The sequence below is a fragment of the Ruegeria sp. BHSA191 genome (assembly GCF_059613325.1).
In genome coordinates this window covers 230,133-254,771 of sequence record NZ_JBXWSH010000004.1, presented here as the reverse complement: position 1 = coordinate 254,771, position 24,639 = coordinate 230,133, and the positions used below count along the sequence as shown (strand labels likewise).

The following is a 24,639-nucleotide window of genomic DNA, read 5'->3' as shown; positions in this document are numbered from 1 at the left end:
GGGGGAGTCGCGCAGAGCGCGACGGGGGCAGAGCCCCCGCCGCCTTGGTCAGTAGATCCCGACTTCGCTGCCGGGCTGCGCCGCAACCTTGAGCAGATTGAAGACGTAATCTGCTACCGAGCGGAAGCAGACCACGCGGAAGTCATCCTCGCCATCCATCCAGAAGGCGCCGGCCACCTGCGCCAGTCGCGTGCGCCGGATCTGGCCGGGCTGGAACGCATCCCGCGACAGATCGACGGGCGCCACCTTGGCCAGCACCTCGCGCGCCGAGGCGCCCGAGACCCGGAACACTACCCGCGCGTCCGAGACGTTGACCGCCAGCGCGTGAACGCCGCTCAGCGCGCCCTTCATGGCCGCCAGTTTGGCCTCGACCTCGGCGTAGGGAACAAGCACCAGCAGTTCGTCCGGCGACATCCAGCAGACACCTGTTTCACCATCGACGAAAGCCTCACGCTGGCCGGGCATCTTCTGGCCGGTGGCGTCCTTGACCGCCTTGATCACGACCTTGTCGGACAGGTCGCCGCGTAGGGTGACCATCCCCTGCAGGCCGCATTCCTCGATCCGGGCGATGCCGTCATAGCTTGCGTGGTTCAGTGCGCTGATGGGTTCAGACATTCTGCTTCTCCCCGTCCTTGTCGTAGAACACAGGGTCCACGATCTTTGCCTTGTAGATTTTGTCGTCGGTGCCCGGGAACTCGATCACCTCTCCCATGCGGTTCGGCCCGTTCTTGACCAGCCCCATGGCGATGCCGCGGCCCAGGTTGGCCGAGTAATAGGTCGAGGTGACGCGCCCGATCACGTTGCGCTGACCGTTGGCATTCACGCCCTCGCCCACCGCATAGGCACCGTCGGGCAGAACCGATCCATCCACAGTCTCGAGACCCACCAGTTTCCAGCGGTCCGGGTCGGTCATGTGAGCGCGTTCCTGCGCGCGCTTGCCCAGGAAATCCTCTTTCTTTTTCGAGATCGCCCAGTGCAGCCCCAGGTCCTGCGGGATCACGGTGCCGTCGGTCTCGTCCCCGATCATGATGAAGCCCTTCTCGGCGCGCAGAATGTGCAGACATTCAGTGCCATAGGGCATCACGCCGAACTCTTTCCCGGCCTCCATCAGGGCATCCCAGAAGGCCTGACCCTGGCTGGCGGGCACCGCGATTTCATAGGACAGCTCGCCCGAGAACGAGATGCGGTAGGCGCGGCAGTCGAAGCCGCCGATCTGGCCGTCGCGCCACTCCATGAAGGGCAGCGCCTCGCGGCTGACATCCATGCCGCCGAGCTTCTCCAGCACCTTGCGGGCGTTGGGGCCCACCACGGCGATCTGAGCGTATTGCTCGGTCACGTTGGCGACATAGACCTTCCAGTCCCACCACTCGGTCTGCAGCCACTCCTCCATGTGGGCATGGATGCGCTCAGCCCCGCCGGTGGTTGTGTGGCACAGCCACGTGTCCTCGTCGATCCGGGCCACGACGCCGTCGTCGATCAGGAAACCGTTTTCCGAGCACATCAGGCCATAGCGGCATTTGCCGACCTTCAGCGTGGACATCATGTTGGTGTACATCATGTCCAGAAACTTACCCGCGTCCGGCCCCTTGACGATCAGCTTGCCCAGGGTCGAGGCATCCAGCAGACCGAGGTTCTCGCGCGTGTTCTTGACCTCGCGGTTCACGGCGTCATGCACGGATTCCCCGGGGCGCACATAGGCGAAGGGGCGGCGCCACTGGCCCACCGGCTCCCAATCCGTGCCATTCCGGTCATGCCAGTCATGCATCGGCGTGCGGCGGATCGGCTGGAAAACCTCGCCGCGCGCCTCACCCGCGATGGCTCCCATCGAGATGGGCGTATAGGGCGGGCGGAAAGTGGTGGTACCGACCTTGGGAATCTCGGATTCCAACGCATCAGCAAGGATCGCCAGGCCATTGATATTGCTCAACTTACCCTGATCCGTCGCCATGCCCAGCGTGGTATAACGCTTGGTGTGTTCGACGCTCTCATAGCCTTCGCGCGCAGCCAGTTGTACGTCCGAGACTTTCACGTCGTTCTGGAAGTCCAGCCACGACTTCATGCGCAGCTGCACCTCGGCCTTGGCAGGCATCAGCCAGACGGCTTGCATGGGCGCTTCGGTCTCGGCCTCGCCCTGCGGTGCCTTGGTGTTCTTCGGCTTGAACCCGGCTGCCTTGGCCGCAGCCTTGCCCGCGGCGTGGGCATCGGCCAGGACCTCGCCCAACGCCAGCGGCCCGTTGGCCGACCCCGCCGGCACGACAAAGCCTTCGCCGTTGGCGCCCAGAGGCGGACGGTCGGGATCGGGGCGGAAATGCGCGTTGGCCTCGTCCCAGATCAGCTTGCCGCCGCAATGGGACCACAGGTGCACCACCGGCGACCAGCCGCCCGACATGGCGACCGCATCGCATTCGACCTCTTCCCGAGCACCGCCGATGCCTTCCTGGTTGCAGATCGCGACCTTCTTGACCCGCTTACCACCCTTGACTTTGGCGATGGCCTTGCCGGGGTCGACCCGGATGCCGAGGCTGCGCGCCTCGTCCGCCAGCGGCCCGGCCGAGGGACGGGCATCGACGACGCGTAACACATCCACACCCGCCTGTTTCAGGATGATCGCGGTGCGGTAGGCGTCGTCATTGTTGGTGGCGACGATCACGCGCTCACCCGGGGTCACGCCCCAGTTGACCACATAGTCGCGCATGGCCGAGGCCAGCATCACCCCCGGCACGTCATTGCCGGCAAAGGACAGCGGGCGCTCGATCGCGCCGGTCGCCGTAACGACCTGTTTGGCGCGGATGCGCCACAGACGATGGCGCGGGCCTTGGGTGCCCGGTTTGTGGTCGGTCAGACGCTCGTATCCCAGCACGTAACCGTGATCATAGACCCCGGCCCCCATGCAGCGCGACCGCAGGGTGACATTGCTCATTGTTTCGAGTTCGGAAACCAATTGTTCCACGAACTTATCCACAAGCTCGTCGTTGACTGTGCCCCCATCGACAGGCGCGCGGCCACCCCAATGGGCGGTCTGTTCGATCAGCATGACCTTGGCGCCCGATTGCGCCGCGGCTTTGGCCGCCTGCAGGCCCGCAACACCGCCGCCGATCACCAAAATGTCAGTGAAGGCATAGAAGTGTTCATAGGTATCCGCGTCGCGGCTGTCCTTGTCGGGCGCCCTGCCCAGACCGGCTGACTGGCGGATGAACGGCTCGTACACATGTTTCCAGAACGGTTTGGGGTGGATGAACGTCTTGTAGTAGAACCCTGCCGGCAGGAACCGCGCCAGCGCCGTGTTCACCGCGCCGATGTCGTATTCCAGGCTGGGCCAGTGGTTCTGCGAGATCGCGGTCAGGCCATTGAACAGCTCGGTCGTGGTGGCGCGCTGGTTCGGTTCGAAACGGTTGCCCTGCCCCAGACCGACCAGCGCGTTGGGCTCCTCGGCACCGCTGGCCACGACACCGCGCGGACGGTGGTATTTGAACGACCGGCCGACCATCATCTGATCGTTGGCCAGCAGGGCCGACGCCAGCGTATCGCCCTGATAGCCCTGCATCGCAGTACCGTTGAAAGTGAAGGTGACCGGTTTCGACCGGTCGATCAGCCGGCCTTGCTTGGCGAGACGGGTGCTCATGTTTCGGACCTTTCGCGGATAGAGGGCATGGTGCCTCCGGCGGGAATATTCTTGAATGGGCGGGGCATCAGGAGAACTCTCTCCAACTCCAGCCCGGGCGTTTGGCCGAGATCGCATCGCGGATCTCCTGCGGCGGCTCGGTGACCTGGGCCGAATAGGTGCCGAACACCTCGAGCGTGGCAGTGCACCGTGCGGCGTGGAACCACTTGCCGCAGCCGTTGCTGTGGCGCCAGCGTTCGAAATGTACGCCCTTGGGGTTTTCGCGCATGAACAGATAGTCGTGGAACTCGTCATCCGATGAGCCGGGACCGAAGCGTTTCAGATGCGCTTCGCCGCCGGCGGTCAGTTCGGTCTCTTCGGCGTCGACGCCGCAATAGGGGCAGGTCAGGATCAGCATCGGGTCAAAACACCTTTGGTCATGGATTCGGTTCGACCGTTTCTTGGACGGTCAGCGGAACAAGGTTGTTGAAGTGGAACATCGCCTCGATCGGGATGGTCACGCGGCCCGGACGCAGGGCGACGATGTCGTTGGCCAGCCGATATGCGACCAGCCCGGCCGCGTTCAGGGCCGAGACGATCGCATCCTGTTCGGCCGGGTCGCCGGCGTTGCATTCAACGATGGCCAGCGACAGCCCCAGGCGTGCGGGATCAAAGCTGTCGAGGACAGAGCGTTCGTGCCCTTCGACGTCGATCACGAGGATATCGGCGGCGGAAACACCCGTTTCGGCCAGAATCCCGTCCAGCCGCCGCGCGGCGACGGTTGTCTCGGCCACGGCCGAATGGGGTACGTCCGCCCCCGTCTTGCGGTTGGCGCGGTCGATTGCGGCCACCATCCGGCCACGGTCCAGCGACGCGCAGCCGCGCAACCAGCCCGGATAGGCACCGGAATAGGCCTCATCGAGGTGATACAGCGTCATGCTGCCCGCAACCTGCGATACAGCGGCATTGACCAGCTTCACGTTCGGATTGGCCGCATGCAGCGACGCAAGGGCCGAAAAATACAGCGGGTGCGGCTCGATCAGGACACCTTTCCAATGTGGTTTCGACCAGTACGGCAATATGGGATCATCCAGCTTGCCGTCATTGGCCCCGACCTGCACCACCTGAACGCTGTCGGACTGCGCGTCGAAACACGCCAGCAGAAAGTCAAGCAGCGCAAGCCGGCTGCGGCGCGGCCGGTCTGGTATGGCGGTGGGAAGGGATTGGATGTCCATCAATGCGCGACCCCGGCGGCAACGCTTTCGTCGATGAAACGGCCCTCTTTGAACCGGTCCAGCGAGAAGGCCTCGGTCAGCGGGGAATGCCCGGTGGCCATCAGCTGCGCCATACCCCAGCCTGAGCCCGGGATGGCCTTGAACCCGCCGGTGCCCCAACCGCAATTGATGAAACAGCCGCCCAGCGGAGTCTTGGACAGGATGGGCGAACGGTCGCCGGTCATGTCCACGATGCCACCCCACTGGCGCAGCATCTTGAGGCGCGAGATCATCGGGAAGGTCTCGACCAGGGCGCGGACGGTTTCCTCGATATGGTGGAAGCTGCCGCGCTGGGTGTAGTTGTTGAACCCGTCGGTGCCGCCGCCGATCACCATCTCGCCCTTGTCGGATTGCGACATGTAGCCATGCACGGTGTTGGCCATCACCACTACGTCCATGCAGGGCTTGATCGGCTCGGACACTAGCGCCTGCAGGGCCAGTGCCTCGACCGGAAGGCGGAAGCCCGCCATCTCGGCCAGCTGGCCCGAGTGACCCGCCACCACGATGCCCAGCTTGTCGCACTCGATGGCGCCCTTGGTCGTCTCAACCCCGGTGACGCGGCCGTTGGCCGAGCGGATGGCCGTGACCTCGCATTGCTGGATGATGTCCATGCCCATGTTCGAGCAGGCCCGGGCATAGCCCCAGGCCACCGCGTCGTGGCGCGCGGTGCCGCCGCGTTCCTGCCACAGCGCGCCCAGAACCGGATAGCGCGGGCCGTCAATGTTGATGATCGGCACCAGTTCCTTGACACGTTCGGGTCCGATCCACTCGGTTTTGACGCCCTGCAGCGCGTTGGCGTGCGCCGTGCGCTTGTAGCCGCGCACCTCGTGCTGGGTCTGGGCCAGCATCATCACGCCGCGCGGGCTGAACATGATGTTGTAGTTCAGCTCCTGGCTCAGGTCCTCGTACAGGCCGCGCGACTTTTCATAGATCGCCGCCGACGGGTCCTGCAGATAGTTCGAGCGGATGATGGTCGTGTTCCGGCCAGTATTGCCGCCGCCCAGCCAGCCCTTTTCGATCACCGCAACGTTCTGGATGCCGTAGTTCCGGCCCAGGTAATACGCCGTCGCCAGGCCGTGCCCGCCCGCGCCGATGATGATGACGTCATAGCGCTTCTTGGGTTCGGGCGAACGCCAGGCGCGCTCCCATCCGGTGTGATAGCGCAGCGCCTCGCGCGCCACAGCAAAGGCTGAATAGTGTTTCATGAGCGAATCCGTCCGGTTCGTGTTTGGCCGAAGATATGCCGTGCAGCGGCAGAATACCCCTGCCATGCAGCGCCGCAATATCGCACTATTGCGACATGTAGGCCATTCGCGGCCTTTTGTCCCTTTTGTCGGACCGCAAGCAGGTCTAAGTCAGGGCAACCATTGTCGGAGGGACCATGACGTTCTGGGTTCTGCTCATCTTGTTCGCGCTGCTGATCGCGGTCTTTTTGGCCTATGGCATGCTGCGGGAACGCCGCCGGGAAGAACCGGCGGCGGCCTATGACCTGCGCGTCTACCGCGAACAGCTGGCCAGCGTGGACCGTGACTTGGCCCGCGGCGTGATCGACCAGGCCGATGCCGAGCGGGTACGGACCGAGATCTCGCGCCGCATTCTGGCCGCGGACGCGCAGATGCAGGCGGCCGCGACAGTATCCGGCCCGTCACGGGTGATGCGCGTGGCGGCACCGGTGGTTTTGGCCCTACTGCTGGTGGGCGGCGCCCTGGCGTTGTATCGACAACTTGGCGCTGCTGGTTACCCCGATCAACCGCTGTCGGCCCGCCTGGAAATGGCCGACGACTTGCGCGAAAACCGCCCCAGCCAAGCCGAGGCCGAAAGGGCCGCCCCCCCGGTCGAGCCGCCCCAGCTGGAAGAAAGCTATGCCAAGCTGCTGGACCAATTGCGCGAAACAGTGGCAAGCCGCCCCGACGACCTGCAGGGGCACATGCTGCTGGCCCAGCACGAAACCAATGCCGGCAACTTCAAGGCCGGGTACGAGGCGCAGAAAAAGGTCATCGAGCTGTCGGGCGCGGATGCCCCTGCGGATGCCTATTCGAACCTGGCCGAGATGCTGATCCTTGCGGCCGGCGGCTATGTCTCGCCCGAGGCCGAGGACGCCCTGCGCGAAGCCCTGAAACGCGCCCCCAACCATGGCCCGGCGCGGTATTACTGGGGGCAGATGCTGGCCCAGATCGGCCGACCCGATCTGGCCTATCGGGTGTGGGCGGATACGCTGCGCAGTTCGCCGCCTCAGTCACCTTGGGCGCAGGCGATCCGCGCCCAGATCGACGATCTGGCCTGGCGCGCCGGCGTGTTCAACGCCCCCGATCTTTCGACCGCTCCGGCGGCCCCCGGCCCCAGCCAGGCCGACATGGAGGCCGCCGCCGAGATGACGGCCGAAGAACGGCAGGAGATGATCCGCGGCATGGTTGACGGGCTGTCCGACAGACTGGCGACCGAGGGCGGCTCACCTCAGGAATGGGCGCGGCTGATCTCGGCGCTGGGTGTTCTGGGCGAAACCGAACGCGCCAGCGCGATCCGCGACGAGGCGCTGACCAAGTTCGCCGACAACCCCGAGGCGCTGGAGATGATCGCCTCGGCCGCCCGCCGGGCTGGGATCGCGCAATGATCCACGACGGGTTCGAGGAGTTTGCCGCCGCCCTGCCCCCGATGCAGGCACTGATGGGGCTGGACCTGGGCGAAAAGACCATCGGCGTCGCCGTGTCGGACCGGATGCGCGGCGTGGCCAGCCCGCTGGAAACCGTGCGGCGCAAGAAATTCAAGCTCGACTCTGCGCGCCTTTTGGAAATCGCGACCGACCGGGAAATCGGCGGGATCGTCCTGGGCCTGCCGCGCAACATGGACGGGTCCGAGGGACCGCGGTGCCAATCCACCCGCGCCTTTGCGCGCAACCTGTCGCAGCTAACCGATATTCCAATCGGATTCTGGGATGAACGCCTGAGCACGGTTGCGGCGGAAAAGGCACTGTTGGAGGCGGATACGACACGAAAACGTCGCGGACAGGTGATCGATCACGTCGCGGCGGGGTATATTCTGCAAGGGGCGCTGGACAGGCTGCGCTTTCTGTAACGGGTCGGAGACCGCGCATGACGAACATGATCTGGAAACGGAACGAGGTCGAAAGCCCCTGCGTGCAGATCTGCGTGGTGCATCCGACCGAGAGGATCTGCACCGGCTGCTACCGCACCATGGACGAGATCTCTCGCTGGTCGAAGATGGACAGCACCGAACGCGCCGCCATCATGGAAGAGCTGCCCAGCCGTAAGCCCCGCCTGGCCAAACGGCGCGGCGGGCGCGCAGCCCGGCTGGTCCGGTCATAAGGCCATCGTCCCGTCAGAGCCTTTTTTTAAGGATTTTGCCTCGCGCACGGCGGCCATTTGCCGATTGGTCACTCTGTCGCCCGCCTTTTTGGCCAAGAGTTCCCGCTGGAAAAGTCGTGTGATCTCGGCACGGTTGGTTTTTGCTCGGACTTCCGCCGCGGCGTCGGCTTGAGACGTGTCCACCGAGGAACGGCGCTTGGTTTTGACCTTGCCGGAAAACAGTTTGAACAGTCGCATGACAGCCCCCTTGAACAGCTCGGCGCCGTTGCGATCCAGCCGCCCCCGCGGGGCAAGGCCTATACCGAAACACACGGATAGATTGCAGCAGCGACCTATTCCTACCGTCTCGAGTAGCTTTGAATAAGGGGGAAAACCCCGCCGCGAAACGCAAAAATTTGTCCAACAGGACAAAAAATCCTTCAAGTCCGGGCGCTTGCACGCGCGCCCCTGTCCACGAGTGCGCGAAACGGACGTAGCGTAACAAATCCAATACCTTCGGCACAGCCTGGGGTAACCCAGGGTCAGCCGGAGCAAATCAAGGCCCATCAGCCGCGCCGCGAATCGCGGCCCCGAGCGGATCAGCCGGACGCCAGCCAGGTCTTGGCCTCTTCATACGCTTCGGACGGGAAATACTGGGTACGTGTGCCCAGGATGTGCCGCGCGACGCGCTGCGCCATGTGCTGCCAGGCCTTGTCGCCCACGATGGCGGCCCGGTCCAGCATGCCGATATGATTGCGCGCCAGACGGAAATGCGCCGCGAGCGCCGACAGGCCCTGCCAGCCGTCGAACTCGCGCAGATCGATCAGCAGACGGAAGCCCTCCTTCTGGCTCAGCAACGTGTCCAGGCGCTGCTCGGCCTCTTCGTATTCCCTGGGGTCCACCTTGCCCAACAGGCTGATCTGCACACAAGGCCCGCCCAGATCGACGACGTGAATGGCCCCGAGGGACTCGCGCAGCCACAAGCGCGCCTCGTCCAGATGCGACATCTCGAACACCTGCACAGGGCATGGCATCAGCGGAGCCGCGAGCCGCGCGCTGGTCTTCACCCAAGCTTTGTTGGTGACCACCGCGATCCGGTCGAACCCGCGCCAATGGCTGAGGCCCAGCTTGGTGTCCTCCCACGCGGCGCCAAGGTCATAACCTTCGAAGTCGGGGCCGGCGATCACCAGCATCCGGACCTGGTCGTGCTCTTGCAGCGCAGCTTCAATCGCGGGAACCAAGGAGTTGGTATAATCGGCACTGGTGACTTCGCCCGTCAATTCGATCTCAAGCAGTGCACCGTCAGGCGTCTTGTGAATCGTAATCATCGAATGCCCTCCAAATCAGAGAATGGCCCGAGGTTACGGCGTTTCGATCCATTCGGCCACACCGCCGGGCAGTTCAGGCCGGAAATAGGCGACCATCCGTCCGTCGGGTCCGGCCGTTGCTCCGTCACGCCAGGGGGCCACCCCGTGCAGACAATGCCTGTGCAGTGCGATGGCCTCTCCCGGCCGGGCTGGGATCTCGATCCGCAGGCAGGTTTCGAACACCTCTCGGCGGGCGTCCTGATAGGCTTCGGTGATGTCTACCATTGCCCAATCCGCGCGCGCGACGCCGGCCAATACCCGGCGAAACGCCGCCTGCATGATCCGGTGGCTGCCATCCCAGACGACCAGCGGCGCCGCTTCGGCGCTGGCCGCTGTCAACGGCAGCCCCAGAATCCAGGCGTGCGGCTCGTCGATATGGCGGCGCCGATCCGGCCCATTGGGTTTGAGCCCGTCCACATGGGCCCCATCGCGCCGGGCCCGGTATCGGGCGGCGGCTTCGCTTTCGCCGCGGCGCGGACGTGGATAGCCCGGATAGACCACCGAGACCTGCCCCGGGTGCAACGCGACCGGACCGTATTGCGCGCGCAGGAAGTCAAGCGCCGCGCCGCCCAACGGTCCCGAGCCGCCAACCCGCCCCGCCACGTCGTTGGGCAGGGCATCGACGCCGATGAACCACGTCTCTTCACAGTCAAGCCAGTGGAGATGGGCCGGGTCCCGCACCGCCGCGCGGGCGGCGGGCAGCGCATGCGCCACCCAGTCGGCGACGGAGAGCTCGGCCGGGAAAACCTCCCACCCGCGCGCCCAGAATGGCCTCACCACCCCAAGGCCTTGCGCAGCATGTTCAACGCCACGAGGGTCAGAAAGACCGCAAAGACGCGTTTAAGCGGTTTGGGATCCATCGCATGGGCCAGCTTCACGCCCCAGGGCGCGGTGATCATGGTCATGGCAACGACCACGCCAAAAGCGATCAGGTTGACGGCCCCGATTGTGAATGGCGGGCGATAGTCCGGCGCGATGGGCAGGAACAGGAAGCCGATGACCGACGGCACCGCGATGATGACGCCGAACCCGGCCGCGGTGGCGACGGCTCGGTGAATGGGCGTGTTGTACAGGCTCATCAGCGGCACGCCGAAACTGCCCCCGCCGATCCCCATCAACACCGACAGAAACCCGACCATCGGGGAAATCAGCAATCGCCGCAGCCCGCCGGGCATGGCATCGCCCAGCCGCCATTCGGATTTTCCCAGGCCCAGATAGGCCCCGATGCAGATGCCGAGAATGCCAAACAAGGCCTGCAGCGCCTCGGTCCGTAGGGCGGACGCGACCATGACGCCCAAGATGGCCCCCGCAGCGATCCCCGGCCCCCAGCCGCGCAGGATCTGCCAATCCACCGCGCCTTTCTTGTTGTGACTCAGGACCGAGCGGACAGAGGTCACGATGATCGTGGCTAGTGAGGTCGCCAGGCACATCTGCATCAGTTGCGGGCCGCCATAGCCCAATGTCTGGAACGTATAGAAGAACGCGGGCACCAGAACGATCCCTCCGCCCACGCCCAGCAGGCCCGCCAGCACCCCGGCCAGCGCTCCGATCACAAGCAACAGGCCCAGCATCTGGACCAGCAAAAAAGTCTCGGGCATCCGTCCCCCTTGGATTGCGGCCCTTCGGCCCTGTCAAATTGCCTGTGCCGCGACGGCGTCCGGAGCCACGCGGGCCAGCGCCTCCAAAACGACCTCGGGACCGGCATGGTCCCGGACCGCCCCTTCCGACAGGGCCCGTCGCCACCCCCGCGCGCCCGGTCGGCCCGCGAACAGACCCAGCATGTGCCGGGTGATTTGGTGCAACCGCCCCCCCGCGGCAAGGTGTCGATCGATATAGGGCAGCATCTTATGCACGACGTCCACCGGATCGGCGGCAGTCCCGGTGCCAAAGATCAATTGATCGGCCTCGGCCAGAATGTCGGTGGGTTGGTGATAGGCGGCCCGCCCGATCATCACCCCGTCCAGTCCGGCCTCCAGATGCGCGCGCGCCTCGGCCAGAGACGCGATCCCCCCGTTGATCGAGATGTGCATGTCGGGAAACGCGGCCTTCATCCGATGCACCAGGCCATAGTCCAGCGGCGGGATATCGCGGTTTTCCTTGGGGCTCAGCCCCTGCAGCCAAGCCTTGCGGGCGTGGATCGTGACGCGCTGGCATCCGGCGGCTCGAATCCTCTCCAGAAAGTCGGGCAGCACCTCCTCGGGGGTTTGCTCGTCCACTCCGATGCGGCATTTCACCGTCACCTCGACGCGCACGGCCGCGCGCAACGCCGCGACACAATCCGCCACGCGCGCCGGGTCCTTCATCAAGACCGCGCCGAAGGTGCCCGACTGCACCCGGTCGGACGGGCATCCGCAATTCAAATTGATCTCGTCATACCCCGCCTCGGCCCCCAACATGGCGGCCTGCGCCAGTTCCTCGGGGTCGGACCCGCCCAGTTGCAGGGCCACGGGGTGTTCTTCAGGGCTGAACTCCAGCAGGTGAAGCGCCCCACCTCGGACAAGAGCGGGCGCGGTCACCATCTCGGTATAGAGAAGCGCATTGGAACTCAGCAGTCTGTGCAGGTACCGGCAATGACGATCCGTCCAGTCCATCATGGGTGCCACGCTTAAACGCGCCGCTTTTTGTGCGTTATTTTTCAAAGCGTTAGCTCCAAATTTCCCTCACCCGTTACAGCACGGCTACCCCAGATTTCTGGCGAATTCGGCGGTTTTCGATTCTGCGTTGCCATCGTGTAGCACACCCGAGCCGACAGGACACTGCCGCTTCTGGAGGATGTTCAGCAGTAAGCCGTATCGACCGCAAACGCCAAGTCTAAGGCAGCTGAAAGCGATCAGCCCAACAATGTCGCGGCAACGATGATTGGTGTATTGAGATTGGTGCGGTCGAGAAGACTCGAACTTCCACGGGAGTTACCCCACAGCGACCTCAACGCTGCGCGTCTACCAATTCCGCCACGACCGCACTGCCAATGACTTGGTACGGCGGCGTATAGACGTTTGGCGAATGGATGTGAAGAGGCAAAAACAACCGCATTGGAAATCCCCTGTTTCGACCATATCTGTGCCATCTGGAAACCGACGACCAGCCCGACAGGAGCTTGACATGACTTCGCTCGACCCTCGCCCCACCGTACAGATCGACATCGTGTCGGACGTCGTGTGCCCCTGGTGCATCGTCGGATTTCTGCAACTCGATCAGGCCCTGACGCGCGAGGGCGTCCAGGCCCGGTTGCGCTGGCATCCGTTCGAGCTGAACCCGGCAATGGGACCCGAGGGCCAGAATCTGCGCGATCATATCATCGAAAAATACGGCACTACCGTCGCGCAAAGCCAACAGGCGCGCGCACAGCTGAAGGCGCTGGGGTCCGATCTGGGCTTTGCCTTCAATTTCACTGATGACAGTCGCATCGTGAACACCTTCGCCGCTCATCAGCTGTTGGACTGGGCCGAAGAGCAAGGGCGCCAGCACCTGCTTAAGCTGGCATTGTTCAGCGCATATTTCACCGATCAGAAGGATGTCTCGGACACCCAGGTTCTGGTGGATGCGGCCCGGTCCGTCGGGCTGGACGGCGATGCGGCCCGCGCAGCGCTGACCTCGGGCGCGCATGCGGGACCCGTCCGTCAGAAACAGCAATTCTGGACAAGCCGCGGCATCAGCGGCGTTCCCGCCATGGTCTTCGGCGGGAAATACCTGCTGACGGGCGCGCAAGGCCCGGACACCTACGCCCAGGTGCTGAGACGCTGCCTGTCCGAGGCCGCCTGACGCTTTCCCTTCGCCGGGAACCGGGGTAAGAGGCACGCATGGAATGGAAGATCACAGACGGGCTGACCGACTATGACGCCGCCGTCGCCTTCATGGAGGCGCGCGTGGCCGAAATCGCCGCCGGACAGGCGGACGAGTGCATCTGGCTGCTGGAACACCCGCCGCTGTACACCGCCGGGACCTCGGCCAAGCCCGAAGACCTGACGGACCCCGACCGTTTTCCAGTCTATCCCAGCAAGCGCGGGGGCGAATACACCTATCACGGGCCCGGCCAGCGGGTGGTGTATGTCATGCTGGATGTCGGCAGACGTGGCCATGACGTGCGCCGCTTCGTCAAGCAGCTGGAGGCTTGGGTGATCGCCGCTCTGGGTGAGTTCAATGTCCACGGAGAAATCCGCGAAGGCCGCGTCGGCGTTTGGGTGCCGCGCAAGGACAAGCCCCTGACCGCGTCAGGCAAACCGACCGAGGACAAGATCGCCGCCATAGGGATCCGCCTGCGCAAGTGGATCAGTTTCCACGGGATCTCGATCAATGTCGAACCGGACCTGGAGCATTTTTCGGGCATCGTACCCTGCGGCATCCGGGAATATGGCGTGACATCGCTTGTGGATCTGGGCCTGCCCGTGACGATGGCCGATGTTGATGTCGCCTTGCGCAAAACCTTCGACGAGGTTTTCGAAGCAGCACCCGCCGGGTGATTCTCGGCACCGGCATGCCGGATAGTGACACAGGGCAACAACAATGCCTTTGTCACGTGGCCGCTGTTTCGCAAAGCAGACGGCTTTTTCCCAAATGTGTCTAAAAATCAGGGTTAATTAACCCAAACACCACTTTCGGTTCACACAATGGCCTCAGTCTGAGGTATTATGAAGAGACCGTTCAAGAGTGAGTGGTATGTTAACCGGTGATCGCGGCCAGCCCGCGAAAATCGATCAAGTGTTTGGTTACGAGTCTGCCGTTCCGACCCCAAATCGGAACGGCAATTCTCGTTTCAGGCCCAACCTTCAAAAATTCTCGTTTCAAGCCCTACCGTCAATCATGCCCGAACCGCGGCGGGGTCTCGCAACCCCGCCCGGTCCGTTCCATCTCGAGCGTCGTGTGGCCAATGGCAAATCGCTCCTGCAAGATCTGCCTGACCGAAACGCGGATGCGCTCGGCCGCGGGCCAGGCGTCGGCCGCGATGACCAGATGCGCGGTCAGGGCCGGCTCGCGCTCCTGCATGCTCCACAGATGGACATGGTGCACGCCGTCGACGCCCTCGGCCTCCTCAATGGCGGAGGCGACCTGTTCGGGGTCCAGCCCGGGCGGCGCGCCCAGCATCAGAACGCGGATCGCCCCGGTGATTTCCGCCTTGACGTGCCACAGGATGTAGAACGCGATCAGGATCGTCACGGCCGGGTCGACCCAGGTCCAGCCGAACAAGATCACGGCGCTGCCGGCCAGGATCACCGCCACCGACCCCAGGGCATCGGCAAGGTTGTGCAGGAAGGCCGCCCGGATGTTCATGCTGGTTTTGGCCATCGAAAAGGTCAAAAGCGCGGTGACCGCATCGACGATAAAGGCCAGCACCGCGATCCAGACCACGATCCAGCCGTCGATGGGCTCGGGCTGAACGATGCGCATCACGCCTTCGTAAATCAGGTAGATCGCCAGCACGACCAGCGTGGTATAGTTGACCAGAGCTGCCACCACCTCGGCCCGACCATAGCCGAAACTCATGTGGGGATCAGACGGGCGGCGCGCGATCCTGCGGGCGAAGAACGCGATGATCAGTGCGACCGCATCCGAGAAATTGTGCAGCGCGTCGGCGATCAACGCCAGCGACCCGGACAGAATGCCGCCGACGATCTGAGCCAGCGTGAGGGCTAGGTTGACGGTGATGGCCCAGGCCACCCGCGCATCCCCCGTGCTTGGGTCGATCTGGTGGTGATGATGCCCGTGGTCGTGTTTATGCGCCATGGAAATCGGTCCTTGTCTGGGTCATGACCAACACCTAATTCCTCTAGTGACTAGAGGTTCAAGGGGGGCCGAAAATGTACACGATCGGAGAACTGTCGCGCCGCACGGGCGTCAAGGTGCCCACCATCCGGTTCTACGAAGACAAGGGCCTGCTGCCGCAACCGGAACGCACAGCGGGCAATCAGCGGCGCTATGACGAGGCGGCGCTGGACCGCCTGCGCTTCATCCGCCACACGCGCGACCTTGGACTGCCGCTGGCCGATGTCGAGGCGCTGCTGTCGCTCGAGGGCGCGCAGGGCGACGACCTGAACCGGGCGCACGAGATCGCACGGCGGCAGTTGCATGATCTGCGGGAACGCATCGGCAAGTTGCAAAGGCTCGAGTCCGAACTGGCCCGGATCGCCACTGCCTGTGACGGGCAGCACGATCATGTCTGCGCGGTTCTGCACGCCTTTGGCGCCCATGACGACTGTTCAGGGCCGCACTGAGCGCCGGATCAGTCCAGCGCCGCCCGGATCCGCTCGGCATGCGCGGCGATTTCGTCCAAATCGCCCATCTTGCCCGGCGGCCGCATGGGCAGGCCTTCACGGCGCGGAAGAACATGGAAATGCAGGTGAAACACCTCTTGCCCGCCTGCGGTCTCGTTGAATTGCTGGACGGTCACTCCGTCGGCGTCAAAGGCTTTCATGACGGCGCGCGCCAGTTTCTGCACGGTGGCCATGACTGCGGCCAATTGCGCGGGGGAGGCGTCAAGGATGTTGCGGCAGGGGGTCTTGGGGATCACCAGCAGATGCCCGTCGGCGCGCGGCATGATATCCATGAATGCCAGCGTTTCATCATCTTCGTACACACGGGTCGAGGGGATCTCGCCCCGCAGGATCTTGGCAAAGATGTTTTCGGGATCATAAGTGGACATGACAGGTCTCCGGCAATGGGGCTGCGTGTTGTTCTGCGGCCAAGCCCGCGGCGGGTCAAGGCGCGATTCCGCCCTCGGGCAGCCCCAGCCCTTGCAATTCACCCGATCATCCCCAGCTACCGCTTGGTCAGGGCCAAATTCGTGTGGGTGACCTCCTGCCCCGCGACAATTATTCTTGATCCAGATCAAACTCGGCCATTGAAGGCCGCCCCCTTGCATTCTAAAACCAGCAGGAATCCCGCGCGCCGGAGAGGTCCGGCTGCGCGGTCTATTTGCAACAGGAGGCACCTAAATGGCAGACGCAGCCATTCATGGTCACGATCATGAAGACCAGCGCGGGTTCTTTACCCGGTGGTTCATGTCGACCAACCACAAGGATATCGGGATCCTTTACCTGATCTTCTCGGCCTTTGCCGGGTTCATCTCGGTCGCGATGACCATCTACATGCGGCTAGAACTGATGCATCCGGGCGTTCAGTACATGTGCCTGGAAGGCTTCATGGCCGATCCCTGCACCCCGAACGGACACCTTTGGAACGTGATGATCACCTATCACGGTGTTCTGATGATGTTCTTCGTGGTCATCCCCGCGCTGTTCGGCGGTTTCGGCAACTATTTCATGCCGTTGCAGATCGGTGCGCCGGACATGGCCTTCCCGCGGATGAACAACCTGTCCTTCTGGCTCTATGTCGCCGGCACCTCGCTGGGCATCGCTTCGCTGCTGGCCCCCGGAGGCAACGACCAAGCCGGCTCGGGCGTGGGCTGGGTTCTGTACCCGCCGTTGTCGACGACCGAAGGCGGCATGTCCATGGACCTGGCGATCTTTGCCGTGCACGTATCGGGCGCCTCCTCGATCCTCGGCGCGATCAACATGATCACCACCTTCCTGAACATGCGTGCCCCGGGCATGACCCTGTTCAAGGTGCCGCTGTTCAGCTGGTCGATCTTCGTCACCTCGTGGCTGATTCTGCTGTCGCTGCCGGTTCTGGCGGGCGCGATCACCATGCTGCTGATGGACCGCAACTTCGGCTTCACCTTCTTTGACCCGGCCGGTGGCGGTGACCCCGTTCTGTATCAGCACATCCTGTGGTTCTTCGGTCACCCCGAAGTGTACATCGTGATCCTGCCCGGCTTCGGCATCATCAGCCACGTGATCGCAACCTTCTCGCGCAAGCCGATCTTCGGCTATCTGCCGATGGTCTGGGCGATCATCGCAATCGGCGTGCTGGGCTTCGTCGTGTGGGCACACCACATGTACACCGTCGGCATGTCGCTGCGTCAGCAGGCCTACTTCATGCTGGCCACGATGGTCATCGCAGTTCCGACGGGCGTGAAGGTGTTCTCGTGGATCGCAACCATGTGGGGCGGCTCGATCGAGTTCAAGACGCCGATGCTGTTCGCCTTCGGCTTCCTGTTTCTGTTCACCGTCGGCGGTGTGACCGGTGTGGTTCTGTCGCAGGCCGGTATCGACCGCGCCTATCACGACACCTACTATGTCGTCGCTCACTTCCACTACGTGATGAGCTTGGGTGCAGTCTTTGCCATCTTTGCAGGCGTGTACTTCTACTTCTCGAAGATGACGGGCCGTCAGTACTCGGAGTTCTGGGGCAAGGTGCACTTCTGGATGTTCTTCATCGGTGCAAACCTGACCTTCTTCCCGCAGCACTTCCTGGGCCGTCAGGGCATGCCGCGCCGTTACATCGACTACCCAGAGGCATTCGCCCAGTGGAACTTCGTCTCGTCGATCGGTGCGTTCATCTCGTTCGCTTCGTTCCTGCTGTTCTTCGGCATCGTGTTCTACGCCCTGTTCCGTGGTGCCAAGGAAACGCGCCCGAACCCGTGGAACGAATACGCGGACACGCTGGAATGGACCCTGCCCTCGCCGCCGCCCGAGCATACGTTCGAGCAGCTGCCCAAGCAGGAAGACTGGGACAAGAGCCACGCGCACTGACCCCGGCTTCAAAATGACAAAACCCCGCCATTTCGGCGGGGTTTTTCTTTGCCCCCACGGCCGCCATCGCCAGATTGGTAAAAATCGGGTAATCTGGTCCCTGCCCGACAACTGCGGCAACCTCGGGGGATGCCATGGCCGATATTGATTTTTGGTACTCGATCGGCAGCACCTACAGCTTCCTGACCATCATGCGCTTGGACGCGTGGTGCGAGGAAAACGGCGCGACGGTCACATGGCGCCCATTCAACGTGCGGGCCGTGATGTCCGAACAGCGAAACATTCCCTTTGCGGGCAAACCCGTGAAATCGGCCTATATGTGGCGCGATATCCAGCGCAGGGCGTCCAAGTACCACATCCATGCGCGCCTGCCCGCGCCCTATCCAATCTCGGATCTGGAGCTGGCCAATCAGGTCGCGCTGCTGGGCATGTCCGAAGGCTGGGGCAAGGGCTTTACCCAGGCGCTGTACCGGATCTGGTTCGAAGAGGGGGTCGAGGCCGGCAGTGAGCAGGCCATCTCCGAGGCCCTTTTCCGCTGTCAGCAGGACCCGTTGCCGGTACTGGCCCGCGCCCGCACCCCGCAGGCCGAAGCCGCGCTGCAGGCCGAAACCGACACCGCCATCCGCCTGGGCATTTTCGGCGCCCCAAGCTTTGTCGTCGGTGGCGAAGTGTTCTGGGGCGATGACCGGCTGGAAGACGCGCTCTCGTGGGCGCGGGTCGGGCATGTCGTGTGAAATTGCCCATCGACAACACGGGCACGGCCGCTATTTTTTGTCGTGATGCCGTATCACTGGGAAGACACATCAGATGCCGAGCAGCGCCTGCGCCTGTGGCCGCACAACTCGTTGCCGCCGCGCGGTGCGATGGCCGTCGTTCTGGCGGTCTTTCTGTTTGGCCTGATCCCCCTGCTGGCGGTTCTGGGATCGGTCCTTCTGTGGGGGCTTCTGCCGTTTCTGCTGCTGACCGTGGCCGGGCTTTGGCTGGCGTTCGAGGCCAATTACCGCGCCCGCAGCGTCCACGAGGTTCTGACCCTGTCCGGCACCCAGGCCCATCTGGTGCGCCATGCCCCGCGAGCCCCTCGGCAGGAATGGCAGTGCAACCGATACTGGGCCCGTCCCGAGATCCACCCGACCGGCGGGCCGGTGCCAAATTATGTCACCCTGTCGGGCGAAGGCCGCGTCGTCGAAATCGGTGCCTTCCTGTCCGAGGAAGAGCGCGTTTCCCTCTACGACGACCTGGTGAAACGCTTGCGCGATCCGGCGGTCGGCTGAGACAGCCTTAGCCGCCGTTCGAAACGCTGCACAGGTGGTCTTTGACCAACGGCCCGACCTTGCCGAAATCCATCCGGCCGGCATAGCGCGATTTCAGAGCGCCCATCACCTTGCCCATGTCGCGGATCGAACCGGCTCCGGTCGCGCTGATCGCCGCCTCGATCGCGGCGGCGACTTCGTCGTCATCCAGTTGCTTGGGCAAGAATTCCTCGATCACCTCGACCTCGCGCAGTTCGCGTTCAGCCAGGTCAAGGCGGCCGCCCTCCTCGTAGGCGCGGGCGCTCTCCTTGCGTTGCTTGCTCATTTTCCCAAGGATCTCAAGCACATCCGCATCGCCGCAGCCGTTGGCCTCTTCGTTGCCCTCGGCGCGCTTGGCAATGTCGCGGTCCTTGATGGCGGCATTGATCAGCCGCAGGGTCGACAGGCGCTCGGTGTCCTTGTCTTTCATTGCTTGCTTCAGGGCGGTGGTGATCCGCGTTCGCATATCCATCTGCTCAATTCATCCCCATGGCAACGGAACCCCGAACATATCCAAACAGTTTTCATGACACAACACCCTTGGACTTTTGTTAAGCCGTTGAAAAACAACAAAAGCCCGAAAATTGAACAGGGTTGACCCGAGGCACCAACCCCCTTAGTTATGCGCCGATTTACCCAAAAGGAGAGTCGCGCCATGGCCCACAACGCCACGTCCAAGCCCACCGCATGTCTGGCACTGGCCGACGGAACGCTCTTCTTCGGCACCGGTTTCGGCGCCACGGGCCAGACCGTGGCCGAGCTGTGTTTCAACACCGCGATGACCGGCTATCAGGAGATCATGACCGACCCGTCCTATGCCGGTCAGATCGTCACGTTCACCTTCCCGCATATCGGCAATGTCGGCGTCAATCCCGAGGATGACGAAACCGCCGATCCGGTGGCGGCAGGCATGGTCGTGAAATGGGACCCGACCGAGCCATCGAACTGGCGCTCGGCCGAGCGGCTGACCGACTGGCTGGCCAGGCGCGGCCGGATCGCCATCGGTGGGGTCGATACCCGCCGGCTGACCCGCGCGATCCGTCAGCAGGGCGCCCCGCATGTGGCCCTGGCCCACGACCCCGACGGCAATTTTGACATCGAGTCGCTGATCGCTGCGGCGCGTGGTTTTGCCGGGCTGGAAGGGATGGATCTGGCCAAGGAGGTGACCTGCGCCCAAAGCTACCGCTGGGACGAGATGCGCTGGGCCTGGCCCGACGGCTATCAGCGGCAACAGGCACCCCTGCACAAGGTCGTCGCCCTGGATTACGGCGCCAAACGGAACATCCTGCGCTGTCTGGCCTCGGCCGGGTGCGACGTGACCGTGCTGCCCGCAACCGCCACCGCGGCAGAAGTTCTGGCCCATGACCCCGACGGCGTGTTCCTGTCCAACGGTCCGGGCGATCCGGCCGCCACCGGGGAATACGCTGTGCCGATGATCCGCGAAATTCTCGACACCACCGACCTTCCGGTCTTCGGGATCTGCCTTGGCCACCAGATGTTGGCGCTGGCGCTGGGCGGCCGAACGGTCAAAATGAACCACGGCCACCATGGCGCGAACCACCCGGTCAAGGATCTGGAAACCGGCAAGGTCGAGATCACGTCGATGAACCACGGGTTCGCCGTGGACGCGCAATCGCTGCCCGAAGGCGTGATCGAAACCCACCGCTCCCTGTTTGACGGTTCGAACTGCGGCATCCGCATGACCGACCGTCCCGTCTATTCGGTTCAGTACCATCCCGAGGCGTCCCCCGGCCCGCAGGACAGTTTCTACCTGTTCGAACGGTTCGCGCAGGCCATGGCGGACAGAAAAGCCCACGCTTAAACCACGTTGGCTGCGATATGCGCAGCCGTTAACCTGGGATTAACCTTGATTGAGCAACTCTGCCCGAGTGACTTCGGGCAGGGTATCAATATGGTTGAGTTGAGTTTTTCGGATCAGGGTCCCGCGACAGCAGTGGCCGGATCGGAGATTTGGAAGCCCCTTGGCGCCTGTTTGGTCGATGCGGGAACGATTACGCCCCAACAACTGGACGCGGCGCTGCAATCGCAAAAGCGACAGAAGGCACCGTTGGGCGAGATTCTCGTCAGCGAAAACTGGGCCACGCGCAAAGATGTTCTGTGCGCTTTGCGGCATCAACGCCGGTTGCAATTCGCCGATCTCGAGACCTCCCCTCCGCCTGCCGAACTGTGCGCCCTGCGCCCGGTGCAATTCTGGATCGAACACAACGTCATTCCGTGGATGCGGGTCGGGCCGATCCTTATGGTGGCCACCGCCCGCCCTGATCGGTTCGACGTGGTGGCCGATCGCCTGCGCGACTGCGCGCAAACGGTCCTGCCGGTCTTGGCCCAAGCGGACCAGATCGACAATGCGATCGCGGACCGGTACAAGACGCAGCTGGCCGAGGCTGCAGAAACCCGCGCACCACTGAGCCAGAGTTGCCGTGGGTGGAATCTCGGTTCGCGGTTCAAGCCGGCTGTTGCGTTTCTGATGGCCGTCGCCGGGCTTGCCGCCATCCCGCAGCTTGGTCTTTCGCTGCTGTTCTGGGCCGCGGTCGGCACGTTGACATTGTTTCTGGTCCTGCGTCTGGCTGGCGTGGCGGCCTATTTCGCTCCGCGAAGAACACGCCAGACCGAATTGATGGAATCGCCTGCCCGGCTTCCCAGCGTTTCGATCATGGTTCCATTGTACAAGGAACGGGAAATCGCTGGCGCTCTGGTCCAGCGTCTGCAACGTCTGACATACCCCAAGGCGCTGCTGGATGTCGTCCTCGTGCTGGAGGAGAAGGATGGCGTCACGCGCGCGGCGCTGGAAAAAGCCGATCTGCCAAGCTGGATGCGCACGATCGAGGTACCGGCCCTGGGCGATTTGACCACCAAGCCGCGCGCCATGAACTATGCGCTGGATTTCTGCCGGGGCGAGATCGTGGGCGTTTGGGATGCCGAAGACGCCCCCGTGCCGGACCAGCTCGAGACCGTGGCTCGCCATTTCGCAAAGGCGCCCGAAGACGTGGTCTGCCTGCAGGGGGCACTGGATTTCTACAACCCGCGAACCAACTGGCGCGCCCGTTGCTTCACCATCGAATACAGCGGCTGGTTCCGAGTGATCCTGCCGGGAATCGCCCGGCTGGGGCTGGTCGTGCCGCTGGGAGGAACGACATTCTTCTTCCGCCGCGACAAGCTGATCGAGCTTGGCGGCTGGGACGCACACAACGTCACCGAGGACGCGGATCTGGGCCTGCGCCTGACCCGCGCTGGCTATCGCACCCAGATCGTGGACACCACGACCTATGAAGAAGCGAATTTCCGCGCCTGGCCTTGGATCAAGCAGCGGTCACGCTGGCTCAAAGGCTTCATGGTCACCTACCTGGTGCATATGCGGTCTCCGACGCGGCTGCTGCGCGACCTTGGGGCGTGGCGGTTTTTCGGGGTTCAGGCCTTCTTTCTGGGCACGGTCGGGCAATTTCTGCTTGCCCCGGTGCTCTGGGCCTTCTGGCTGGCCTCGGTCGGGTGGCCGCATCCTTTCCAGGGCGTCATAGCGCCGGAAATCCTGCGCGGTTGCGTCTATCTGTTCCTGACCGCCGAAGCCGCGAACATCATCGTGGGCACACTGGGCGTGGTCTCGGGCGGCCGTCGGTTCCTTATCCCATGGGTACCCACCATGGCGCTGTATTATCCGCTGGGCGTGATAGCCGCCTACAAGGCATTGTGGGAACTGGCGGCCAACCCGTTCTTCTGGGACAAGACCCAGCATGGCCAGGCAGCCGAAGAAAACCTGCCCAAGCCTACTTTTCGCGCCGGATTGCGTCCTGTTTCAGACGGGTCATGAACGCGACCGAGATATGCTCTTTCAGCGCCCGGTCCGCGGCCTCCTCGTCGCGGGCCGCGATGGCGTCAACGATCGCCTTGTGCTCGTTCTGGGCGATCTCGCCCCGACCTTGCGCTGCCAGCGACGTGGTGGCCATAAGCGCCATCGTGCGGTGCACAAGATCCAGCTGCTGCACGAGATAGCGGTTGTGCGACGCCAGGTGGATCTGTTCGTGGAACCGTCGATTGGCGCGCGACAGGGCGACCGGGTCACCCACAAGTGCGTCGTCGGCCGCGACCATGTCCTGCAATACCTTGATTTCTTCCTCGGTCGCATGCCGCGCGGCCAGCCGGGCCGCCAGCCCCTCCAATTCACGCCGGACGACATACAGCTCGGCCATCTGGTTGTGGTCCAGCGAGGCCACGATCAGCGACCGCCCGTCACGTTCAAGCAGCGACTGCGTCTCAAGCCGCTGTAGCGCCTCGCGGATCGGGGTGCGCGACACGCCGAACCGCTCGGCCAGTTCACTTTCCACCAGCCGGTCACCGGGTTTGTACACCCCTACGTCGATCGCTTCGAGGATCAGGCTGTATGCATCGGTCTGGGGCTGTCGGGACTGGTTCATTGGGTCAGGTCTCTCCTCGTTCGGACCTGTCTATCCGGGCCATGGGTCTGCAATCAAGTGCGCCATTGAAAACCCGGTGGCCACGGCCTAAACCCAACCCCATGGTCAAGCCTGCGTTTTCGCATGTCACTCAGTGGGTGTTCGATCTGGACAATACCCTGTATCCGCCGCACATGCGCCTGTTCGATCAGATCGAGGTGCTGATGACGGAATACGTGGTCGAAGCCCTGCGCGTCGACCGGGCCGAGGCCGACCGACTGCGTCAACATTATTGGCGTGAACACGGCACCACGCTGGCCGGGCTGATGGCCGAACATGATCTGGACCCCGAGCCCTATCTGCACGCGGTTCATCAGGTCGACCTGAGCCACATGGAGCCCGACCCTGCGCTGGCCGCGCATATCCGGGCCCTGCCCGGGCGGCGCATCGTCTACACCAACGGCAGCGCGCCCTACGCCGAGCGGGTTCTGGCCTCACGCGGGTTGGATGGGCTGTTCGACGCGATCTATGGGGTCGAACATGCGGGGTATCGCCCCAAACCCGACAAGGCCGCGTTTGAAACGGTCTTTGACCGCGACGGCATCCACCCCGACCGCGCCGCCATGTTCGAGGACGAGCCGCGCAACCTGAAGGTCCCGCACGACATGGGCATGCGTACGGTGCATGTTGCGCCCGATCCTCATGACGCGGATCACATCCACCACCACACGGATGACCTGACCGCCTTTCTCGCGCGCCTGATCTGAACCACCCGAGACTGCGACGAAATGCGCCTGCGCGCAGCCCGA

The 24,639-nt window shown here is 63.6% G+C and carries 26 protein-coding genes and 1 tRNA gene; 12 read left to right on the top strand and 15 right to left on the bottom strand.

Annotated elements, in window-relative coordinates; all coding sequences use genetic code 11:
• Positions 1–48: 48 nt before the first annotated feature.
• From AC2FNS_RS06615 to AC2FNS_RS06595, 5 genes are all read right to left on the bottom strand, one after another.
• Positions 49–615 carry a sarcosine oxidase subunit gamma gene (locus AC2FNS_RS06615; RefSeq protein ID WP_496711942.1) on the bottom strand — a complete coding sequence of 189 codons (567 nt, stop codon included), beginning with the start codon at positions 613–615 and terminating at the stop codon, positions 49–51.
• A complete protein-coding gene (locus AC2FNS_RS06610; RefSeq protein WP_496797374.1) occupies positions 608–3,622 on the bottom strand; it encodes a sarcosine oxidase subunit alpha family protein in 3,015 nt (1,004 codons plus the stop codon). The genes AC2FNS_RS06615 and AC2FNS_RS06610 overlap by 8 nt, the downstream gene beginning before the upstream one ends.
• Before the next feature lie 67 nt (positions 3,623–3,689).
• Positions 3,690–4,019 carry a sarcosine oxidase subunit delta gene (locus tag AC2FNS_RS06605; protein ID WP_496686601.1) on the bottom strand — a complete coding sequence of 110 codons (330 nt, stop codon included), beginning with the start codon at positions 4,017–4,019 and terminating at the stop codon, positions 3,690–3,692.
• Positions 4,020–4,038: 19 nt separating this feature from the next.
• Positions 4,039–4,836, bottom strand: a complete 798-nt coding sequence (locus AC2FNS_RS06600; RefSeq protein ID WP_496711940.1) for an FkbM family methyltransferase — start codon at positions 4,834–4,836, stop codon at positions 4,039–4,041.
• Positions 4,836–6,080 carry a sarcosine oxidase subunit beta family protein gene (locus AC2FNS_RS06595; RefSeq protein ID WP_490360667.1) on the bottom strand — a complete coding sequence of 415 codons (1,245 nt, stop codon included), beginning with the start codon at positions 6,078–6,080 and terminating at the stop codon, positions 4,836–4,838. The genes AC2FNS_RS06600 and AC2FNS_RS06595 overlap by 1 nt, the downstream gene beginning before the upstream one ends.
• A gap of 176 nt (positions 6,081–6,256) precedes the next feature.
• Here AC2FNS_RS06595 and ccmI point away from each other — a divergent pair, with 176 nt between their 5' ends.
• Genes ccmI through AC2FNS_RS06580 form a run of 3 tightly spaced genes read left to right on the top strand, consistent with a single transcriptional unit; the run spans position 6,257 to position 8,198 of the window.
• A complete protein-coding gene (gene ccmI / locus AC2FNS_RS06590) occupies positions 6,257–7,486 on the top strand; it encodes a c-type cytochrome biogenesis protein CcmI (protein ID WP_496681215.1) in 1,230 nt (409 codons plus the stop codon).
• Complete coding sequence (gene ruvX / locus AC2FNS_RS06585) at positions 7,483–7,947, top strand: Holliday junction resolvase RuvX (RefSeq protein WP_149774785.1); 465 nt, start codon at positions 7,483–7,485, stop codon at positions 7,945–7,947. The genes ccmI and ruvX overlap by 4 nt, the downstream gene beginning before the upstream one ends.
• Before the next feature lie 17 nt (positions 7,948–7,964).
• Complete coding sequence (locus AC2FNS_RS06580; protein ID WP_496686609.1) at positions 7,965–8,198, top strand: DUF1289 domain-containing protein; 234 nt, start codon at positions 7,965–7,967, stop codon at positions 8,196–8,198.
• On the opposite strand, the gene AC2FNS_RS06575 is transcribed toward AC2FNS_RS06580, so the two are convergent.
• The 6 genes from AC2FNS_RS06575 to AC2FNS_RS06550 all read right to left on the bottom strand — a co-directional run bounded on the left by AC2FNS_RS06575 (position 8,193) and on the right by AC2FNS_RS06550 (position 12,505).
• Complete coding sequence (locus AC2FNS_RS06575; protein ID WP_496711939.1) at positions 8,193–8,435, bottom strand: hypothetical protein; 243 nt, start codon at positions 8,433–8,435, stop codon at positions 8,193–8,195. The two genes, AC2FNS_RS06580 and AC2FNS_RS06575, sit on opposite strands and share 6 nt — an antisense overlap.
• Positions 8,436–8,776: 341 nt before the next feature.
• On the bottom strand, positions 8,777–9,505 hold the full coding sequence (locus tag AC2FNS_RS06570) for a SpoIIAA family protein (RefSeq protein ID WP_496711938.1): 729 nt from the start codon (positions 9,503–9,505) through the stop codon (positions 8,777–8,779).
• A 33-nt stretch (positions 9,506–9,538) separates the two neighbouring features.
• Positions 9,539–10,324: a hypothetical protein gene (locus AC2FNS_RS06565; protein WP_496797375.1), complete on the bottom strand. Its 786-nt coding sequence runs from the start codon at positions 10,322–10,324 to the stop codon at positions 9,539–9,541.
• Positions 10,318–11,142: a sulfite exporter TauE/SafE family protein gene (locus AC2FNS_RS06560; protein WP_496795997.1), complete on the bottom strand. Its 825-nt coding sequence runs from the start codon at positions 11,140–11,142 to the stop codon at positions 10,318–10,320. The genes AC2FNS_RS06565 and AC2FNS_RS06560 overlap by 7 nt, the downstream gene beginning before the upstream one ends.
• A gap of 33 nt (positions 11,143–11,175) precedes the next feature.
• A complete protein-coding gene (gene dusA, locus AC2FNS_RS06555) occupies positions 11,176–12,183 on the bottom strand; it encodes a tRNA dihydrouridine(20/20a) synthase DusA (RefSeq protein WP_496711935.1) in 1,008 nt (335 codons plus the stop codon).
• 235 nt (positions 12,184–12,418) lie between these two features.
• Positions 12,419–12,505: transfer RNA gene (locus AC2FNS_RS06550), tRNA-Leu, on the bottom strand.
• Positions 12,506–12,646: 141 nt separating this feature from the next.
• Here AC2FNS_RS06550 and AC2FNS_RS06545 point away from each other — a divergent pair.
• Entirely contained in the window at positions 12,647–13,306 is a 660-nt protein-coding gene (locus tag AC2FNS_RS06545; protein ID WP_496711934.1) for a DsbA family oxidoreductase, read from the top strand.
• Positions 13,307–13,344: 38 nt separating this feature from the next.
• Entirely contained in the window at positions 13,345–14,004 is a 660-nt protein-coding gene (gene lipB / locus AC2FNS_RS06540; RefSeq protein ID WP_496711933.1) for a lipoyl(octanoyl) transferase LipB, read from the top strand.
• A 334-nt stretch (positions 14,005–14,338) separates the two neighbouring features.
• On the opposite strand, the gene AC2FNS_RS06535 is transcribed toward lipB, so the two are convergent.
• The gene (locus AC2FNS_RS06535) at positions 14,339–15,265 is read right to left on the bottom strand and encodes a cation diffusion facilitator family transporter (protein ID WP_496711932.1); all 927 of its coding nucleotides are present in this window, start codon (positions 15,263–15,265) and stop codon (positions 14,339–14,341) included.
• A 74-nt stretch (positions 15,266–15,339) separates the two neighbouring features.
• Between AC2FNS_RS06535 and AC2FNS_RS06530 the strand changes: the two genes are divergently transcribed.
• Positions 15,340–15,753 carry a MerR family transcriptional regulator gene (locus AC2FNS_RS06530; RefSeq protein WP_496686620.1) on the top strand — a complete coding sequence of 138 codons (414 nt, stop codon included), beginning with the start codon at positions 15,340–15,342 and terminating at the stop codon, positions 15,751–15,753.
• Between the two features lie 8 nt (positions 15,754–15,761).
• Here AC2FNS_RS06530 and AC2FNS_RS06525 read toward each other — a convergent pair whose 3' ends face one another.
• The gene (locus AC2FNS_RS06525) at positions 15,762–16,181 is read right to left on the bottom strand and encodes an HIT family protein (RefSeq protein WP_496682157.1); all 420 of its coding nucleotides are present in this window, start codon (positions 16,179–16,181) and stop codon (positions 15,762–15,764) included.
• Positions 16,182–16,473: 292 nt separating this feature from the next.
• Here AC2FNS_RS06525 and ctaD point away from each other — a divergent pair, with 292 nt between their 5' ends.
• The 3 genes from ctaD to AC2FNS_RS06510 all read left to right on the top strand — a co-directional run bounded on the left by ctaD (position 16,474) and on the right by AC2FNS_RS06510 (position 19,403).
• Entirely contained in the window at positions 16,474–18,132 is a 1,659-nt protein-coding gene (gene ctaD / locus AC2FNS_RS06520) for a cytochrome c oxidase subunit I (protein ID WP_496682160.1), read from the top strand.
• A gap of 134 nt (positions 18,133–18,266) precedes the next feature.
• Positions 18,267–18,866 (top strand): 2-hydroxychromene-2-carboxylate isomerase, encoded by a 600-nt coding sequence (locus AC2FNS_RS06515; RefSeq protein WP_496711931.1) that lies wholly within the window; start codon positions 18,267–18,269, stop codon positions 18,864–18,866.
• A gap of 45 nt (positions 18,867–18,911) precedes the next feature.
• Positions 18,912–19,403, top strand: coding sequence for a DUF2244 domain-containing protein (locus tag AC2FNS_RS06510; protein ID WP_496682165.1), 492 nt, complete (start codon positions 18,912–18,914; stop codon positions 19,401–19,403).
• Positions 19,404–19,410: 7 nt separating this feature from the next.
• Here the strand turns inward: AC2FNS_RS06510 and AC2FNS_RS06505 are convergent, their stop codons facing one another.
• Positions 19,411–19,893 (bottom strand): GatB/YqeY domain-containing protein, encoded by a 483-nt coding sequence (locus tag AC2FNS_RS06505; protein WP_496682166.1) that lies wholly within the window; start codon positions 19,891–19,893, stop codon positions 19,411–19,413.
• 183 nt (positions 19,894–20,076) lie between these two features.
• Between AC2FNS_RS06505 and carA the strand changes: the two genes are divergently transcribed.
• Positions 20,077–21,243: a glutamine-hydrolyzing carbamoyl-phosphate synthase small subunit gene (gene carA, locus AC2FNS_RS06500; protein WP_496711930.1), complete on the top strand. Its 1,167-nt coding sequence runs from the start codon at positions 20,077–20,079 to the stop codon at positions 21,241–21,243.
• A 90-nt stretch (positions 21,244–21,333) separates the two neighbouring features.
• On the top strand, positions 21,334–23,247 hold the full coding sequence (locus AC2FNS_RS06495) for a glycosyltransferase family 2 protein (protein ID WP_496711929.1): 1,914 nt from the start codon (positions 21,334–21,336) through the stop codon (positions 23,245–23,247).
• Here the strand turns inward: AC2FNS_RS06495 and AC2FNS_RS06490 are convergent.
• Complete coding sequence (locus AC2FNS_RS06490; protein ID WP_496682172.1) at positions 23,204–23,851, bottom strand: GntR family transcriptional regulator; 648 nt, start codon at positions 23,849–23,851, stop codon at positions 23,204–23,206. The two genes, AC2FNS_RS06495 and AC2FNS_RS06490, sit on opposite strands and share 44 nt — an antisense overlap.
• Before the next feature lie 101 nt (positions 23,852–23,952).
• Here AC2FNS_RS06490 and AC2FNS_RS06485 point away from each other — a divergent pair, with 101 nt between their 5' ends.
• Positions 23,953–24,597: a pyrimidine 5'-nucleotidase gene (locus tag AC2FNS_RS06485; RefSeq protein ID WP_496711928.1), complete on the top strand. Its 645-nt coding sequence runs from the start codon at positions 23,953–23,955 to the stop codon at positions 24,595–24,597.
• The last annotated feature ends 42 nt before the right edge of the window (positions 24,598–24,639 follow it).